This window comes from Sphingomonas sediminicola (assembly GCF_014489515.1).
GTDB lineage: Bacteria > Pseudomonadota > Alphaproteobacteria > Sphingomonadales > Sphingomonadaceae > Sphingomicrobium > Sphingomicrobium sediminicola.
The window spans coordinates 826,751-843,236 of sequence record NZ_CP060782.1 but is presented as its reverse complement, the minus strand read 5'-3'; the positions used below and the strand labels follow the sequence as shown (position 1 = coordinate 843,236).

13 protein-coding genes and 4 pseudogenes are annotated in these 16,486 nt (G+C 61.4%); 6 read left to right on the top strand and 11 right to left on the bottom strand.

What is annotated here, in order from left to right; all coding sequences use genetic code 11:
- Positions 1 to 124: 124 nt before the first annotated feature.
- The 5 genes and pseudogenes from H9L14_RS04600 to H9L14_RS04585 all read right to left on the bottom strand — a co-directional run bounded on the left by H9L14_RS04600 (position 125) and on the right by H9L14_RS04585 (position 6,189).
- A pseudogene (locus H9L14_RS04600) lies at positions 125 to 1,410 on the bottom strand (CaiB/BaiF CoA transferase family protein).
- Positions 1,338 to 3,210, bottom strand: a pseudogene (locus tag H9L14_RS04595) (hydantoinase B/oxoprolinase family protein). Before H9L14_RS04595 ends, H9L14_RS04600 begins: the two co-directional pseudogenes overlap by 73 nt.
- Positions 3,210 to 3,863: a hydantoinase/oxoprolinase family protein gene (locus tag H9L14_RS16925; RefSeq protein WP_343070276.1), complete on the bottom strand. Its 654-nt coding sequence runs from the start codon at positions 3,861 to 3,863 to the stop codon at positions 3,210 to 3,212. The pseudogene H9L14_RS04595 and the gene H9L14_RS16925 overlap by 1 nt, the downstream one beginning before the upstream one ends.
- Positions 3,843 to 5,251: pseudogene (locus H9L14_RS04590) on the bottom strand (hydantoinase/oxoprolinase family protein); the annotation flags it as partial. The gene H9L14_RS16925 and the pseudogene H9L14_RS04590, both read right to left, overlap by 21 nt.
- Positions 5,248 to 6,189 (bottom strand): hydroxymethylglutaryl-CoA lyase, encoded by a 942-nt coding sequence (locus H9L14_RS04585; RefSeq protein WP_187709401.1) that lies wholly within the window; start codon positions 6,187 to 6,189, stop codon positions 5,248 to 5,250. The pseudogene H9L14_RS04590 and the gene H9L14_RS04585, both read right to left, overlap by 4 nt.
- A gap of 64 nt (positions 6,190 to 6,253) precedes the next feature.
- On the opposite strand from H9L14_RS04585, the gene H9L14_RS04580 reads away from it, so the two are divergent.
- Positions 6,254 to 6,898 (top strand): isochorismatase family protein, encoded by a 645-nt coding sequence (locus H9L14_RS04580; RefSeq protein WP_187709400.1) that lies wholly within the window; start codon positions 6,254 to 6,256, stop codon positions 6,896 to 6,898.
- Here H9L14_RS04580 and H9L14_RS04575 read toward each other — a convergent pair.
- Positions 6,877 to 7,533 (bottom strand): GntR family transcriptional regulator, encoded by a 657-nt coding sequence (locus tag H9L14_RS04575; protein ID WP_187709399.1) that lies wholly within the window; start codon positions 7,531 to 7,533, stop codon positions 6,877 to 6,879. The two genes, H9L14_RS04580 and H9L14_RS04575, sit on opposite strands and share 22 nt — an antisense overlap.
- 96 nt (positions 7,534 to 7,629) lie before the next feature.
- Between H9L14_RS04575 and H9L14_RS16920 the strand changes: the two genes are divergently transcribed.
- Both H9L14_RS16920 and H9L14_RS04570 read left to right on the top strand, forming a co-directional pair.
- Positions 7,630 to 8,550, top strand: coding sequence for a TonB-dependent receptor (locus H9L14_RS16920; RefSeq protein WP_343070232.1), 921 nt, complete (start codon positions 7,630 to 7,632; stop codon positions 8,548 to 8,550).
- On the top strand, positions 8,547 to 10,274 hold the full coding sequence (locus tag H9L14_RS04570; RefSeq protein WP_343070231.1) for a TonB-dependent receptor: 1,728 nt from the start codon (positions 8,547 to 8,549) through the stop codon (positions 10,272 to 10,274). The genes H9L14_RS16920 and H9L14_RS04570 overlap by 4 nt, the downstream gene beginning before the upstream one ends.
- A gap of 13 nt (positions 10,275 to 10,287) precedes the next feature.
- Here H9L14_RS04570 and leuD read toward each other — a convergent pair whose 3' ends face one another.
- On the bottom strand, positions 10,288 to 10,950 hold the full coding sequence (gene leuD / locus H9L14_RS04565; protein WP_187709862.1) for a 3-isopropylmalate dehydratase small subunit: 663 nt from the start codon (positions 10,948 to 10,950) through the stop codon (positions 10,288 to 10,290).
- Positions 10,904 to 12,322 carry a 3-isopropylmalate dehydratase large subunit gene (gene leuC, locus H9L14_RS04560; protein ID WP_187709398.1) on the bottom strand — a complete coding sequence of 473 codons (1,419 nt, stop codon included), beginning with the start codon at positions 12,320 to 12,322 and terminating at the stop codon, positions 10,904 to 10,906. Before leuC ends, leuD begins: the two co-directional genes overlap by 47 nt.
- A gap of 595 nt (positions 12,323 to 12,917) precedes the next feature.
- On the opposite strand from leuC, the gene H9L14_RS04555 reads away from it, so the two are divergent.
- The 3 genes and pseudogenes from H9L14_RS04555 to H9L14_RS04545 all read left to right on the top strand — a co-directional run bounded on the left by H9L14_RS04555 (position 12,918) and on the right by H9L14_RS04545 (position 14,488).
- Positions 12,918 to 13,463 carry a PAS domain-containing protein gene (locus H9L14_RS04555; RefSeq protein ID WP_343070230.1) on the top strand — a complete coding sequence of 182 codons (546 nt, stop codon included), beginning with the start codon at positions 12,918 to 12,920 and terminating at the stop codon, positions 13,461 to 13,463.
- Entirely contained in the window at positions 13,460 to 13,594 is a 135-nt protein-coding gene (locus tag H9L14_RS16915; protein ID WP_343070229.1) for a LuxR C-terminal-related transcriptional regulator, read from the top strand. The genes H9L14_RS04555 and H9L14_RS16915 overlap by 4 nt, the downstream gene beginning before the upstream one ends.
- A gap of 235 nt (positions 13,595 to 13,829) precedes the next feature.
- Positions 13,830 to 14,488 (top strand): annotated as a pseudogene (locus tag H9L14_RS04545) (inositol monophosphatase family protein).
- On the opposite strand, the gene hisIE reads toward H9L14_RS04545, so the two are convergent.
- From hisIE to H9L14_RS04530, 3 genes are read right to left on the bottom strand one after another with little or no spacing between them, the layout of a single operon-like run.
- A complete protein-coding gene (gene hisIE / locus H9L14_RS04540; protein WP_187709396.1) occupies positions 14,456 to 15,088 on the bottom strand; it encodes a bifunctional phosphoribosyl-AMP cyclohydrolase/phosphoribosyl-ATP diphosphatase HisIE in 633 nt (210 codons plus the stop codon). The pseudogene H9L14_RS04545 and the gene hisIE sit on opposite strands and share 33 nt — an antisense overlap.
- The gene (gene hisF / locus H9L14_RS04535; protein ID WP_187709395.1) at positions 15,064 to 15,828 is read right to left on the bottom strand and encodes an imidazole glycerol phosphate synthase subunit HisF; all 765 of its coding nucleotides are present in this window, start codon (positions 15,826 to 15,828) and stop codon (positions 15,064 to 15,066) included. The genes hisIE and hisF overlap by 25 nt, the downstream gene beginning before the upstream one ends.
- On the bottom strand, positions 15,815 to 16,471 hold the full coding sequence (locus tag H9L14_RS04530) for a 1-(5-phosphoribosyl)-5-[(5-phosphoribosylamino)methylideneamino]imidazole-4-carboxamide isomerase (protein ID WP_281389480.1): 657 nt from the start codon (positions 16,469 to 16,471) through the stop codon (positions 15,815 to 15,817). Before H9L14_RS04530 ends, hisF begins: the two co-directional genes overlap by 14 nt.
- Positions 16,472 to 16,486: the final 15 nt, after the last annotated feature.

Genomic DNA, 16,486 nt, shown 5'->3' with positions numbered 1-16,486 from the left:
TGTCCGGAATGGATCGAAAGCGGACACGTCCGTGCCAGCGCTGAACACTATCAATTTGAGCTTCGGCGCCTGAAAGTCCGTGAACGCGCTTTGATCTTGCGGGAGAGAATTACCGGGTGCGGCCTTAGACGATGCCGCGGTGCCTTAGCCCAGCCAACTCTTCGGCCTCAATTCCCAGCAGTTCGGAATAGACTTCGGCATTGTCTTGTCCGATCTTCTGCGGGGCGACGCGCCGGACGCCCGTCGGCGTTCGGGACAGCCGAGGAAATGCATTCTGCATCTTGAGCTTGCCCCAGCGAGGATGCGGCACTTCAATAATTGCTTCGCGCGCGGCAAAGTGCGGATCTTCAAGCATGTCCTTGGGGTATAGACACGCCCGGCAGGGATCGCGTGCCGGATCATCAGATCTTCCACCTCTGCCAATGACTTCGTTGAGGTCCAGGCCTCGATCAGCGCATCAAGTTCGTCCTGGTTGCGACCGCGAGCGATATGATCGACGTACCGCGGGTCGGACGCAAGTTCGGGCTTGCCCATCGCCTTGCACAGCCGTGCGAAAACGCTGTCCTGGTTTGCTCCAATCAGAAGCTCGCCGTCCTTGCAGCGGTAAACGTTCGATGGCGCGATGCCCGGAAGTTTGCTTCCGGAGCGACGCCGGATGTAGCCGCTTGCCGCGTATTCCGGGACCAGGCTTTCCATCACCTGCAGCACCGCCTCGTACAATGCGCTGTCGACGACCTGCCCTTCGCCTGTTCGGTCCCGGTGATGGAGTGCGGCTAGCGCGCCCATGCATCCGTAGGTCGCGGCAAGGCTATCGCCGATCGAAACGCCCATTCGGCTTGGCGGCCGGTCAGGGTCCCCAACGATGTTGCGCCAGCCACCCATTGCCTCGCCAATTCCCCCGAAGCCGGCACGATTCGAATAGGGGCCAGTCTGACCGTAGCCGGAGACACGGACAATGATCAGGCGCGGATTCTCAGCATGGAGCTTCTCAGGCGCGAGGCCCCACCTTTCGAGTGTGCCTGGGCGGAAGTTCTCGATCAGGATGTCCGCCTTGCCGATGAGCCTCCGCGCGAGATCCTGCCCCTCCGGCTCGCGAAGGTTTGCTGTGACGCTCTTCTTGTTTCGTCCTACGACTTCCCACCAAAGCGGATAGTCGCCGCGACCCCAGTCGCGCATCGGGTCGCCACCCTTGCTCTTGCTCGTGGAGGGCGGCTCGATCTTGATGACATCCGCGCCCATGTCGCCGAGCAGTTGGCCGCAGAAAGGCCCGGCAATCAGTTGCCCCATCTCAACGACGCGGATGTCCTTGAGTGGGCCCCTGTTCTCGCCGCTCAGAGTCATGCTGCCGCCATGGGAATTACATCCCAGCGTGGTGGCAGCGGCGCCGGCAGCCCCGTCTCCTTCTCGCATCGTGCCCGAAGCTCTTCGATCGTGCCGCCCCGGTCGAACAACTCGTTCGCGCCCTGTCCTTGCATCGAGCTGCGCAGAGCTCGAGTTGCAGTTTCGTCCAGAAAGCCTTCGGCATCGCAAACGACGCCATACTGGCGCGCCCCCGCTGGACTGACGAGGCCTTGCCTCACTTCCTTCGCGACCAGCGCTGGATCGCGCTCCAGCGGGTTACCCCAACCGCCGCCTCCCCAAGTGATAAAGTGAAGGACATCGCCATCTTCGACTGTCAGGCTATCCTTCTTGTTCGGGACCGGAACCCTGGTGCCGTCGGCTTTTTCAAGGATCTTGCGCGCGCGTTGACCCGGTTTTCCACCGTTCACGCCCCACGGGTATGTGAACCATCGATCGTCGTGGATCGACACCGTACCGCTCGCCAAGAAGCGATAGCTCATAAGAATGCCGTTCCCCCCCCGGAACTTTCCCGGCCCGCCGCTATCGGCCAGCGCCTCGTAACGCTCAATCCTGAGCGGGAAGTAGCGCTCGAGAAACTCGTTGGGGACGTTCGTGAAGCCGGGCCACAGCGAGTGGCCGTCCGGACCGTCCCCGAATGGCTTGCCGGGAATGCCTCCGAAGCCAATCTGAAAAAGCTGGAACCAGTCACCCTTTTTGTCGCGTCCCGAATACATGAGGTGCGGCGAGGAACTGAAGCCCGCCGCGCAAAGGAATTCCGGCGTTCGTTGGCCGAGGAGGCCGCCCAGAATGTCGAAGATCCGGCCCAATGCGTGCGTTCGCCCGGATAGCGCGGCTGGAAACCTCGGTTTCAGCAGCGATCCCTCCGGTATCCGCACTTCGATGAGGTCGTAGAACCCGTCGTTAAACATGATCTGTGGGTCGAAGACCATGATCATGTAGATACCGAAGAACATCTTGAACATGTTCTCGTTGAGATAGAAGTTGATCGACGCGGCCGACTGCGGATCGGTGCCGTCGAAGTCTAGGATCACCTTCGATCCCTCGCGGTGCATGGTGCAGGCTATCTTGTACGGACCGTATCCGACGCCGTCGTCGCACACGTAGTCTTCGAAGCTCACCGGGTCGGTGCCGACGCTGCTTTCAATCAATGCCTTCATGGCTCGGTAGTTGCGGTCGAGCAGCGCTTTAGTTGCGCTAATGTACGTGTCGTCGCCGAACCGAGCGCAAATCTCCTCAACGCGGCGGGCGGCCACCCGGCAGGAGGCAATAAGCGCGTTCAGATCGGCTGCGCACCAGTCCGGCTTTCGGGTCTGGTGCATTATGAGCTTGATCAAGTCTTCGTTGTAGACGCCCTTCGCATAGATTTTGACCGGCGGGATGCGCACACCTTCCTCGAAGATGGCGCGTGCATCGATCGGCATCGACCCGCGACCTTGCCGCCGATATCGGACTGGTGCCCAAACATTGCAGTCCAGGCGACCAACCGCCCATTTCTGAAAACCGGCAGAAGCACCAGCCAGTCGTTCGAATGACTGATTGCACCCTCGCAGCTGTACGGGTCAGAGAGGAATATCATGTCTCCGTCTTCGATCGTCCCATCGAAGGCCTGAAGGAAGCCGTCGATGAAGCTCCCGAACTGACCGACGATCATCTTGCCCGCGGGATCGGCAATGAGAGGAAAGGCATCACCCTGCTCACGGATGCCAGGGACATGGCAGTTCGGACGAGCGTCGCATCCATTTCTATCCGCGCATTGCGGAGCGCGTTCTCGATGATGTCGAGTGTGACTGGATCGATGTCTTGCGCAACGAATGGCGCGCTGTCGCTCTGCAGGATACGTGCGGGCATCAGCGTCCCTCCGGATTGATCAGCAGGTTCCCGAAATCGTCCACCGTGGCGAGGTGGCCCGAGTGAACGAGCGTCGTCGAGTCCATCTCCGTGATGATCGCTGGCCCGGCAATCCGATCGCCTGCGCGAAGACGCGCACGATCGTAGATGATTGCGTCCTGCTCGCGGCCGTCCATCCAGAGCTTGTGGTCATAGAGCTTCGCGGAAGCCGGATTGCCGGACCCCTTCTCAATCCGCTCCGCGCTGACGTTTGCCGCCTTCCCGAGCGCCACGACACGGATGTTCACAATCTCTTGCGGCACGGGAAGATTGAAGGTGAACAATCGAAGGTGCTCTGCGTCGAAACGGTCGACCAGTTCGGCAATCGTACTGCCCACGGGCGCCGAAAGCGGAACTTCGAACGCCTGGCCAGAATAGCGGAGATCGATTTCAACCCGGTGTTCCTGGTCGGCGGCGGTAACACCTTCCGCCTCCAGCTCCGAAGTGACTTGCGCGATGATCTCTTCGACCACCGCCTTCACTTCTGAATCGTTGGTCTGCGTGACCAGCCTGTTGAAGCTGCGCTGCGCGTCGACGCGCAGTCGTGTGGTCGCATCGCCATAGGCGCACAGCACGCCCGGCGAGGGGGGAATAATTACCGGCCAGCTACCCATCAGCATCGCCATGGCATTGCCATGCAGCGGCCCCGCGCCGCCAAAGGCCATCAGCGCGAAGTCTCGCGGGTCGTAGCCCTGCTGCACCGAGACGAGGCGAAGGGCACCAAACATCGTCTCGTTGACGATCGAAATGATACCGGCGGCCGCCTCCATCAACGAGAGATTGAGCGCGTCAGCAATTTTCTGGACAGCACGCTTGCTTGCCTCGCGGTCGAGGCGGAAAGTTCCGCCAAGCAAGTTCTCGGGAGGTTGCCTAGGACCACATTGGCATCTGTAACGGTCGGCTCCTCGCCTCCGCGGCCATAGGCTGCAGGACCCGGCACGGCGCCAGCTGATTGCGGACCGACGCGCAACGCTTTGGTGAGCTCGGGCACGCTTGCGATCGATCCTCCGCCGGCGCCCACGGTCTTTACATCGAGCGATGATGCCCGAACGGTAAGGTGCCCGACGCTGGTCTCGCGCCTGAGCCGCGGCTGGTAGTCTTCAATGAGCGCCACGTCGGTCGAGGTTCCGCCCATGTCCAACGTCAGCACGTTTCGATGGCCGCTGTTCTTCGCGACCCAAACCGCCCCCGCCACGCCGCCCGCTGGTCCGCTCATCAACAGGTTCACGGGTGCAGTGCAGCTTTTGTCGGCGCTCATCAGACCGCCGTCGGAGCGCAACAGGCTCAGTTTCGCTTCGCTTCCCAATTCGTGAAGCTCGCGCTGGAGGTTCCCAATATAGCGGGAAACCGTTGGCCGGACGGCGGAGTTTGCCACGGTCGTCAGCGCTCGCTCATATTCCTGCATTTCCGGCAGGATGTCGGCAGATACGTTGACCGGAACACCGGGAAGCTCTTCGGCAACGATCTCGGCGATGCGCCGCTCGTGCGCATCGTTCACGTAACTGTTGATCAAGCAAACGGTCACTGCCTCCACTCGCTCTTCGGCCAGGCGCGCCAAGCTGGCCCGAAGGGCGGCCTCGTCGAGCGGCCGAACAATCTCTCCGTTGGCGCCGATCCGCTCTTTCGCCTCGATCGTCGCTTCGAGCGGCGCCATTGGTTCGGGCTTCGGCCAGACAATCCACGCCGCAAGTCCACCCGGCACGAGGCTTCGCGCGATTTGAAGGATGTGACGATAGCCCTCGGTGACGATTAGCCCGACGCGGGCAATCTTTTTTTCCAGCACCGCGTTCGTCGCCACGGTCGTGCCGTGCAGGAATAGGCTCACTGCTTCCGGACTGACGTCAGCTTTGCTGCAGACGGCCTTCATCCCGGCGACGACTGCCTCGGAAGGGTCGTGCGGGGTTGAAGGAACCTTGTCGCGCCAGGTCCGACCGTTCGTATCGTCGATGACAAGCAGGTCAGTGAAAGTGCCACCGACATCCACGCCCAGCCGATAGCTCATGCACACTCCTGCTGCTTTTGGGGGTGAGGCGAAAAATCTCCGGCCCGGCCGACCCGGCTGGAAAGCGATCTGCCCATCCTTTCCGATAACCAACGATTGGCTGCGATCGCCTTCGTGAGATCGAGGCCGGTTGAAATTCCGGCGCGCTCGAACAGGTAGATCAGTTCTTCAGTTGCGAGATTCCCGGCCGACTTGGGGGCGAAGGGACAGCCGCCAAGTCCACCCAGAGCGCTGTCGAACTTGCGGCAACCTTCTTGCCAGGCCGCCCAGGAATTCGCCGGCGCCATGCCGCGCGTGTCGTGGAGATGGACCCGAATGGGCAGGTCGCCCAGCCTCTTGCGCGCGCTTGCAACCATCCTCCCGACGTTCGCCGGAACCGCAACTCCGATCGTGTCCGCGAATGCGATCTCGGTTGCACCCGCTTCGGCCATGGTCTCGGCCAGACCTAGTACGTGATCCTCGCCGACTTCACCCTCGTAGGGACAGCCGAAGCTGCCCGCGATCGTGACCTGTGCCGAGAGGCCGCCCGCATTGGCCGCAGCGATCATTGCGCGATTCGCTGCAATTCCCTGATCGACAGTCTGCCCTTGGTTCGCGATGCCGAAGCTGTCGGTTGCGACGAGAACGCACCCTATCTCGTCGAGACCGCGCGTAGCCGCGGCGGAGGCTGCCAGCGCACGTTCGACGCCGCGCTCGTTCAAGCACAAGCCGATGAAACGTGCGTCGCTGAGGACCGGTAGGCCCGCGACGACCGCCTCAGCATCGGCCATTTGCGGCACGCGACGAGGACTGACGAAACTCGTGACTTCGATGCGCCGCGCGCCGATGCCGATGGCGCGTTCGATGAGCTCCAGCTTTTCCGCAAGCGACAGGCCGACCCGCTCGTTCTGCAGGCCGTCGCGCGGGGATACCTCGACGACTTCGACGTCTCGTTCCATCCGATTTTGTATACAAACCAGTGTCGCGCTTGTATAGCGGTCTCAAACCGGTGATGCAGGTGCGATGAGCGTTCACGGGCGCGATCTCGAGAAGGATTATGCGGCGTCTGGGTTTGGCGGCAGCCTTCCCAGGGGACGCCGGCCCGCGCTCCTGCTAGTTGACTGGGCGCGCGGCTATTTCGAGGACGGCTCTCCGTTGCGGGCGCCTGTCGAGCGCTGCAGGGAGGTTGCCGCCGACCTCGCCGCCGAGGCTCGCCGACGTGATGTGCCTCTTGTCTTCACGCGCGTCGAGTACCCGCTCGACAGGAATGCGGAACCAGCCCGGTTGTTTCGCCGCAAGATTGCTGGCCTCACGTGCTGGGAAGTCGGAAATCCATTGGGGGATTTCACGCCAGAGCTGGCTCCGAAGGACGGGGACCTCATCGTGACGAAGCAGTTCCCGAGTGCTTTCTTCGGCACCGACCTGGCGCAGCAATTGCACGGCCGCGGTGTCGACACGGTCCTTGTTGCCGGGCTCACCACAAGTGGTTGCGTGCGAGCTACGGCCTTGGATGCCCTCTGCCACGGATTCGCGCCTCTGGTGGTATCCGACGCTTGCGGCGATAGGGATCCGAAGGTTCACGAAGCAAACTTATTCGACCTTCAGGCAAAATATGCCGACGTGATCACTGCCGCGCAGGCTCGCGACTATCTCGCTTCGCTCTCCTGATCGCTGCGGGCAGTGAAGGCATGAAAGGCCCGGCGGATATGCCCGGTCATCACCGCGTGAGCCCATTCTCCGTCGCGGGCCGCGAAGGCCTTAAGTAGCTCTCGATGCTCGCTTGCGGATTGCTCGAGCTCTTCGCGGCCGTAGTGCATTGCAGTGCGCCGAACGATTGGCTGCTCGACCAAGGTTGCCAAGGTCGCCAGGAGCCTCGGCGACGAAGCGCCCTCAATGATCGATCCGTGAAACTCCCGGTTTCGATTGAGAAACGCGACCACGTCAGGCTTGGCCTTTGAAACCGCCGTTTCGATCGCCCGATTGCACGATTGCAGTTCGGCGAGCCGGTCATCAGTCATCCGTTCGGCCGCTCGCCTGGCCGCATGCGCTTCCAGCATCGCCCGAAGCGCGAACATTTCCTCTACGTCTTCTCGGCTCCAGTCCGCGACGAATGTTCGCTGGCTCTCGCTGCGAACGACATAGAGCTCCGCCTCCAGACGGCGCAGTGCGTCACGGACGGGTGTACGCGACACGCCGCAGAGATCCGCCAACTGTTCTTCCCTTAGCGGCGAGCCGGGCGGCGCGTCACCTGAAAGGATAAGGCTTCGAATCTCGGCATATGCATGGTCGGATGCGCGCGACATTGCCTGCCTTGTAGCTCCTGCGGTCTGACGAGCAACTCGCTTGACGCTTCCATTTTGTATACATTACATCTCTCATGCGGAAGGGGCTCTCCGTCCATGGCCGGCGAGTCGAAGCAGTACCGATTCCCTGTGCACATCAGCGGCGGCCGCGAGGCGCGCCACAAACGGAGGAGGGCGGCGATGAAGAAATGGTGGAAGACGCACCTGGCTGTCGGTTGCGCGGCATCGGCACTGGCAATTCCAGCTCAAGCCCAGGATGTGCCCCAGCCTACGGAGCCTTCGCAACAGTCAGCTGCCGCAGAACCGCAGCCGGAAGAAATCATCGTAACCGCCCGCCGCCAGAACGAGCGATTGATCGACGTGCCGGCATCCATTTCTGTACTGTCCGCCGAAACTTTGGCGCGCACCGGAATTACGAAAGCGGAGAGCTTCGTCCAACTCACCCCCGGTGTCACCATCGTTACCGGCACCGCCGAGGCAGGCGATACGCAGATCAATATCCGCGGGATTAACGGAGCGCGTGACGCCGAGAGTTCGGTCGCGCTGGTCGTTGACGGGATTCTCAAGACGAACACCGCACAGCTTAACGAGTTGCAGGGCACTCTCCGTCAGGTGGAAATCCTGAAAGGGCCTCAGGGAGCGCTCTATGGCCGCAACGCCGCTGCCGGTGCGATCGTCCTGACGACCGTCCGACCGGGAAAGGAGTTTGGAGGAGCCGTCACGGGCATCGTCGCCGAGAACAGCACCTACGAAGCACGCGGTTACGTTGCTGGACCATTGAGCGAGTCCGTTGGCGTCGTGCTCTCCGCCAACTACCGCAAGACCGACGGTTTCTATCATAACTTCTTCCTCGATTGTGACTGCGTCGACAATCAGAAGAACTATGGGTGGATGGCCGCGTTGTCGCTGCGCTCGGTCCAAACACGGAGATCGACGTCAAGGCTAGATACGCCAAGCTCAAAGGCGCTTCGATTGCTTTCAATTCGTCGTTCCACCTTCCCAATTTTGCTGGGGTGAATCCCGCCTTCTATGAGGACGTGAACGACCATCCTTTCGGTTTTTACGGGAATATTCGTCCGTCCAATGACCAGCGCACGATCGAGGCCTCGGTCAAGGTCGAGCATGATTTTGGTGCCGCCAAGCTCATTGCCTGGACGCTCTATTCCGACATCAAGCAGGACCTCGTCGCCGATGGTACGTCGGCCGACTTCGCCCGCTACATTGCTCCGGCGCTAGGCGCTCCGGCAAACCCCACAAACACCGCGGTTCAGAATGCCTGTTTTGCGTCCACCGCGGCTCTCACCGGCTTTCCGCTAAACCAGCCGGCGTTCATTGGCGCTATTCCGGTTCCCTTCATTTTCGCGCCGGCCAACGGCTCTACGTTCGGCGCGTATTCGCCGACCACGTGCGACGGGACGCAGTACCAAGTTCGCAATCAAAAGGACTGGAGCGCCGAGGTCCGTCTTGCGTCGGACACGGGCGGCCCGCTGAACTGGCAGGTCGGCGCCTACTATCTCCGGATCAGTCGGCTAGTCGGCGTCAGCCTCGCCGCAGATCTAGGCAGTGGCGTGATTCAGAATCTCTACAACGATCCAAGCTCGACCAACCCGACGTCGCAGCTTTATGCCGACAAATTCAACACCAACGTCTACGCCGGCTTCGGCTCGGTCGACTGGGCAGCTACCGAGAAATTGAAGATTGGAGTGGCGGCGCGATACGACGTGGAGGCGCGCAAGGTCTCGAACCGGGTACCATTCGTGACCGATCCAATCACTGGCGGTCCGCTGAATCCGGGCCAGGCATTCGGCCCGATTGAGGATCAAAAGAAGACGTTCCGACAGTTCCAGCCCAAGATCAGCGTCAGCTACCGGCCGGTGCCGTCGACCAACATCTATGCAAACTGGGGCATCGGCTTCAAAGCCGGCGGCTTCAACAACAGCGGGTCCAAAGCGACCATCGATGCCAGCTTCAATGACGGCGTGACGCCCGGAACCATCGACGCGGACGTCACCATCGAAGACCGTTATCGCAAGGAACGATCAAGCGCCTTCGAAGCCGGCATCAAGGGCGGGTTCCTGGACGGCGCGGTTACTTACGATCTCGCGGGATATTACACGCGCGTCACCGACATGCAGTTTTTCGAATTCTTCGTCGGCAGTTTCGGTCTGCTGCGAGTGGTCAGCAACATCGACCGGGTCGACATCAAGGGCGCTGAACTTAACGTCAACGTGCGGCCGCTTCGCGGCTGGACATTGTTCGGCTCGTTCAACGTGACCGATAGCAAGATCAAGAAGAACAGCTCGCGCCCGTACACGGTCGGCAACAAGTCTCCCTATACGGCAGATTACACGCTGAACCTCGGGACCCAGGTCACGCAGCCCATCGGCTTTGCGAGCCTGGTCGCACGAGCGGACTACAGGTTGACCGGACCAACCTGGTTCCACACGGTTCAGGGTGACGAGCGCCCTACCCTCTTCTCAGCACTCCTTCCGATCAGCGCGTTGGGACTGCCCGGGTTCGTCGGAAACGCCCGCTACGACGTGAACCGGCGCGACCGGTTCGGCGTTCTCAACCTCCGCGGCGGGCTCGAGGGCAAGAACTGGAGAGTGATCGCGTTCGTCGACAACGTGACGGACAAGAAATATCTCAACGAAGTCATCCCAGCGATCGAGTTCGGCGGCTCGTTCATTTCACCGGGCGGCCGCCGTCAATTCGGCGTGGAGGTCGGCGCAAGCTTCTAACGAAGGCGCGCGCTCAGAACTTCCCATTCGGGATGGGCGGAACTCCAGGGAGATGACGTGTCTCGAACTCGGCGATCGCCGGCTCGAGCTTCAGCGACCGTCCGATCTCGTCCAGGCCCGAGAGCAATGCCTCGCGCTTCTCGGCGGGGACGTCGAACGGGAATGTTTCACCAGTTGCGGCGGTGACCTCTCCAGCCTCGAGATCGACCTTGAGCAGGCAGGTGGCGGGGTTGCCCGCGAGCGCCAGCAACCTCTCAACCGCACCGGCCTCAAGCTTCGCTGGAAGCAGCCCGTTCTTGAACGCATTATTGTAGAAGATATCGGCAAAGCTCGGAGCGAGTACAGTTCGGATGCCAAAGTCGGCCAAGGCCCAAGCTGCATGCTCGCGACTCGAGCCGCATCCGAAATTGTCGAGCGTCACCAGGATTTTCGCCTGCCTCCATGGCTCCCGGTTGAGAATGAAGTCCTGTTGCTCGCGGCCGTCAGGGTCGTATCGCAATGGCGCCAACAGCACCTTGCCGAGGCCGTCTCGGGTCGTTCCCTTGAGGAAACGCCCCGGCACAATCTGGTCCGTGTCGACATTCGCGATCGGAAGCGGTGCCGCGACGCCGGTCACAAGTGTGAACGGGTCATACGCCGAATGTCCTAACGTCGACGATCTTGCCCGCGATCGCAGCCGCGGCGGCCATGGCCGGCGACATCAGATGTGTGCGGCCACCCGGACCTTGCCGCCCCTCGAAATTGCGGTTCGAAGTCGACGCGCAGCGCTGGCCCGGGTTCAGCCGGTCCTCGTTCATCCCCAGACACATCGAGCACCCGGCGTCGCGCCAGTCGAATCCCGCATCGAGGAATATCTGGTCGAGTCCTTCAGCCTCGGCAGCCTGCTTCACCATTCCCGAACCGGGCACCACGAGCGCTCGCACTCCCGGCGAGACGTGCCCTTCACGCGCAATCGCCGCCGCCGCGCGCAGGTCCTCGATACGGGCGTTGGTGCAGCTTCCGATAAAGACCTGATCGATCGGAATTCCAGCCAGCGGCTGGCCGGGCCGAAGGTCCATATAATCAAGCATTCGAGCAATTTGCGCGCGACGCCCAGCATCGGATGCCTCCTTCGGGTCTGGTACACGGCCGTCGATAGCCGTGACGGCCTCCGGGCTGGTTCCCCAGCTGACCATTGGAGCAATTTCCGGGCCCTCGATCACGACCTCGCGATCGAACCGGGCATCGGGATCGCTTCGAAGCCGCCGCCAACGACTGCAAGCCTCTACAAATGCCTCGCCTTGGGGCACCAGCGGCCGTCCCTTCAGCCATTCAAAGGTCTTCTCGTCTGGCGCTATCAGGCCTGCCCGCGCGCCCGCTTCTATCGACATGTTACAGACCGTCATGCGCCCCGCCATGTCCAGTCGCGCAATTGCTTCGCCGCAATATTCAACGACGTGGCCAGTCGCTCCCGCCGTGCCGATTTGGCCGATAATCGCGAGAATGAGATCCTTCGCTGTCACTCCGGTGCCGAGCGCGCCGTTCACCTGAATGCGCATGTTCTTCGCGTGCGACTGCACCAGCGTCTGGGTCGCAAATACGTGCTCGACTTCGCTGGTACCGATGCCGAACGCCAGCGCTCCGAACGCACCATGAGTTGACGTGTGGCTATCGCCGCACACAACGGTCATGCCTGGCAAAGTAAATCCGAGCTCAGGCCCGATCACATGCACAATCCCCTGCTGCCGGTGGATCAGCGGGACGTAGGGTATGCCGAACTCGATGACGTTCCGTTCCAGCGCCTCGACCTGGGCACGGCTTTCCCGATCGGCAATGCCGGCGACCCCAAGCTTCCGTCTTATCGTCGGCACATTATGATCTGCGACGGCAAGGGTGAGTTCCGGCCGGCGCACCTGCCGACTTGCTTGCTTGAGGCCAGCAAACGCCTGTGGACTGGTTACTTCGTGAATGAGGTGCCGGTCGATGTAGAGCAGCCAGTCATCCCCGCTCAACGGAGCGACCGCATGTCCATCCCAAATCTTGTCGTAGAGGGTTCGGCCAGAGCTCACGTATACATAATATGTCTAGGGTGCCCCGAGTGAAAGGCTAGAGCTTGAACTTGAGCGCCGTTACTAATGTCCAGAAAGGGTGGAAAGCGGACTTTGGCAAAGTGCTATCGAAAGGGGCGACTTGCGCCGTTAGCCGTCAGCTAGGGACTCAACCTGGTTCTCAGAAAGCGTTCGACGCTCCCATTCGCGTTCGGTCGCCAAAGCTCGCTGCTCGTAGCCTTCAGCCATTCGGAGCAGTGCTGACCGGTCTTCTGGCTTTAACGCAAGCTCGGCCGACTTGCGGCATCGGGTTGCCAACAATCGGTAGCGCAAACCGGGGACATCCATCCGTCGACTCCGAACCCAACTGAGTGGGCAATTCCACCCGACCGTCTTGGCTCGGCTCTCTTCGTTTGGAGGGGGATGAGAGCCGAGCCTGGGGATGAGAGATGCACTCGCCGTTTATGGCTAGACCGAGGGCACGCTCTCGCTTGAATTCTGCCGCCGTGTTGGACGAGCCGGAATACGGGAGTTACCCTAGGGTCTCTTACTTACAGAAGGGGTCCGGGGCCTCCGAACAGAAGCTGGATTGCGCGACTGAGATCAGGGGCGGGAGATGATGATCGGAGAGAACCAGCGCCACGAGGAAGCCGGTGCTGTCTACACCGCTATGATGGATCTCGCTGAAGAGCCCATTGAGCGAAGACGGTTCTTCGAAATGATCGAACTTAGCCCGGTCGCGATGCTGATCACAGATCCCACTCATCCCGATAATCCCATCCAGCTTGCTAATGCGGCATTCTGCGCACTCACGGGCTATCGGAAGTCTGAAATCCTTGGCCGAAACTGTCGCTTTCTGACTGGGCGCGCGACAGACCCGGCAGCCTCTGCCGAGATCAGGTCGGCTATCGAGCAAGAGCGACCGGCGCTTGTAGAGGTAATCAACTACCGAAGGGACAGGACTCCGTTCCGCAACGGTGTGATGATCACGCCCCTGTTCGACGCGAACGGAAAACTGAGATGGTTTCTGGGTTCGCAGGTCGATCTCGGCGCAAAGGAAAGGAGCGGGCTCACCGCTCGGGAAAGCGATGCCGCTCGTCGAGTTTCAACGCTGTCAGTCCGTCAGCGACAGATTCTTGCAAAAATGGCTCGGGGTTATTGAGCAAGCAGATCGCTTGGGATCTGAAAATCAGCGAGAAGACAGTTCAAATGCACCGTGCGCATCTGCTCAAGAGGCTAGGCGTGGCCACATCGGCGGAGGCAATCCGGCTCGCGGTCGAGGCCGGCCTTTAGTGTCCGGAGTGGGTCGAAAGCGGACACTAAGGTTAAGGCAAGCTTTTGGTGAAAAGCGGACATGAGAGCGCTAGGTTGGGCGGATGCCGGATTTTTTCGCCTTCGCGTGTGAGCTTTCTGTAGCCGCCAGGCGCGAGACACTGCGAGACCTGTCCACCACTCTCGGATTGGAGAACAAGAACCCCGGCGGCCTTTCGATCCAGTTTCGAATGCGGATCGGGGAGCCGAGCGTGCAATGCGCGAGCTCATTGTCGAAGCCTTTCCGGACCACGGTATTTTGGGCGAGGAATTTGATGATCGGGCGGGAACAAGCGTCTATCAGTGGAGCCTTGATCCCATCGACGGGACGCGTTCCTTCATTAGCGGTCTTCCAACTTGGACAACCTTGATCGCCCTCATGGAGAACGGTCATCCAATTATGGGGTTATCGATGCCCCATACCTCGATGAGCTTTATGTAGGTTGCCTTGACTCGAGTTGGAAAGAAGTAGCCGGAGCGCGAACGTCGCTTCGCGTGAGCAATGTCAGGGAATTAGGCGAGGCGCGCCTCGCGACGACGGACCCGTTCCTGTTTGATGGAGATGCGGCCGCGGCTTTCAAGACCCTCTACGGCTCCGTACCTATAACGCGCTTCGGTCATGACGCTTATGCTTATGCGCGCCTGGCATCAGGCACGATCGACCTGGTCGTCGAGTGTGGGCTCAAGCCTCACGACTATCACGCTCTGATTCCCGTGGTGCGCGGCGCTACAGGTGTATTTGGAGATTGGTCGGGAGGCACTGACTTCAGTGCCGGCCAGGTCATCGCGGCAGCGACCCGTGAGCTATACGAAGCTGCAGTCGAAATCATGCGCGCTGCAGCTTCATCCGTGCCGCCGCCGAAGGACGGTGATTAGGTCTTCCCAACTCATATCCCGGGCCTGCAAAAGCACGGCGAGATGGTAGAGCAGGTCGGCGCCTTCTTCAGCGCATCCGGATGAGTCTCGCGTGACTGCCGCCAGCGCCAGCTCCACGCCTTCCTCGCCCACTTTTTGAGCAATCCGCTCAACGCCGCTGTCGAGCAACTGCCGCGAATAGCTTGATTGTCCGCCCGAAGCAGCGCGGTCTGCGACTATGGACGACAAGTCCGCCAGCCAACCGGGTCCTGTCAGGATTTGCTCCCCGAAGCAGCTGCGCGTGCCGAGGTGGCAAGTTGGACCTTCTGGCTCGGCAATGACCAGCAACGCATCATCGTCGCAGTCCGCGAACACTGATCCCAGGCGCAACCGATTGCCGCCCGTTTCGCCCTTCATCCAGAGCCTCTGTTTCGACCGGCTGAAGAAGGTGACGAAACCGCTTTCGAGTGTGGCGCCGAGCGCGTCAACGTCCATGTAACCGAGCATCAGCATGCGGCCTGAGGCGCGATGCTGGATGGCGGCGGGCAGCAGTCCATCCATCTTGTCCCACGCGAGACCGCCGATGTCCGCCGCGGTCAGAGGCGCATTTCGATCCCGCATGATACGAGGAACTCCTTCAGCTTGGGAATGCCGATGATCCGCTCGTGAAAGACGGTGGCCGCGAGAGCTCCGCTAGCGCCGATCTCGAAGGCATGGCGGAAGTGCTCTGGCGCTCCTGCCCCGCCAGAGGCGATCACCGGGACTGTGATGGCTTTGACGACGGCGGCGGTGTGCGGGATGTCGTAACCGGTGCGGACGCCGTCGCGTCGCATGCAGTTCAAGACGACTTCGCCCGCGCCTCGGTCGCACGCTTCGCGCACCCAATCGAGCGTCCGCCGTCCGGTGTCGCGGGTCGCGTCGGGGCTGCCGGTATATTGCTTCACCCAGTAGTCGCCGTTCGCTTCAAAGCTGTCGACGCCGAGCACAACGCACTGGCTGCCGAATTCGCGCGCCAGCTCCCCGATAAGACCGGGCCGTTCCAACGCGGGCGAGTTGATCGACACCTTGTCGGCGCCGCAGTCGAGGCAAGCAGCCGCTTTGTCGCGGCTGCACAGACCGCCCGCGACTGCGAAAGGGATGTCGATGGTCTCTGCGACCTTGCGCACCCATGCGAGGTCGACACTACGACCCTCGGCGCTGGCCGTGATGTCGTAGAATACGAGCTCGTCCGCGCCCTCGTCGCGATACCGCATCGCCTGCTCGACAATGTCGCCGGCGTCGCGATGGTCCCGGAACTGGACACCTTTAACCACGCGCCCATACTTTACGTCGAGGCAAGGGATGATCCTACGTGCGGACAAGGCGGAGAGCCTCCTCGAGCCGGATGCGGCCCTCCCAAAGAGCCTTACCGACGATCGCGCCGTCGGTCGTTAGACGTTCCAGATCAGCAAGCGAGGAGACGCCGCCCGAAGCCTGGATATTCAGGGGCGCCAGACGCTCGACGGCGTCTTCGAGCAGCTCGAAGTTCGGACCGGCTAGCATGCCGTCCTGGCCGATGTCGGTGAGCAAAAGGTGCCGCGCCTCAGGATATTCGGCCACCACTTTCCACAGGCTGGTGCCCGTGTCCTCGGTCCAGCCGGAGATGGCGACGACCGGCACACCATCCACCACGTTGACGTCCAGCGACAAGGTGATCCGGTCGGCGCCAAACTCGCCGATCCACCTTCGGACGGTGTCTGGCTCGCGGACGGCAAGGCTGCCAATGACTACGCGAGCAATGCCGGCGTCCAGCATGCGCGCAACCTGATCGCGGGTGCGGAAGCCACCGCCGACCTGCAGTCGCAACGATGACATCCGTGCAAGTGCAGCGATCAGCTCATGCTGGACCGGCTCGCGCATCCGGGCTCCGTCGAGGTCAACAATGTGCGTCCATTCGGCGCCAGCCTCCGCGAAGCGCTGCAGCGCCTCGAGGGCTCGTCCGAATAGGTGGTGGCATCGTCGAATTTGCCCTGCTGCAAA

What these genes read in the sequence shown, in the direction of transcription:
- H9L14_RS16925 (WP_343070276.1), bottom strand. Translation starts at nt 3,863, where the DNA reads ATGGGTAGCTGGCCGGTAATTATTCCCCCCTCGCCGGGCGTGCTGTGC.
- H9L14_RS04575 (WP_187709399.1), bottom strand. Translation starts at nt 7,533, where the DNA reads ATGTCGCGCGCATCCGACCATGCATATGCCGAGATTCGAAGCCTTATC.
- H9L14_RS04585 (WP_187709401.1), bottom strand. Translation starts at nt 6,189, where the DNA reads ATGGAACGAGACGTCGAAGTCGTCGAGGTATCCCCGCGCGACGGCCTG.
- H9L14_RS04555 (WP_343070230.1), top strand. Translation starts at nt 12,918, where the DNA reads ATGATGATCGGAGAGAACCAGCGCCACGAGGAAGCCGGTGCTGTCTAC.
- hisIE (WP_187709396.1), bottom strand. Translation starts at nt 15,088, where the DNA reads ATGCGGGATCGAAATGCGCCTCTGACCGCGGCGGACATCGGCGGTCTC.
- H9L14_RS16920 (WP_343070232.1), top strand. Translation starts at nt 7,630, where the DNA reads ATGGCCGGCGAGTCGAAGCAGTACCGATTCCCTGTGCACATCAGCGGC.
- H9L14_RS04580 (WP_187709400.1), top strand. Translation starts at nt 6,254, where the DNA reads ATGAGCGTTCACGGGCGCGATCTCGAGAAGGATTATGCGGCGTCTGGG.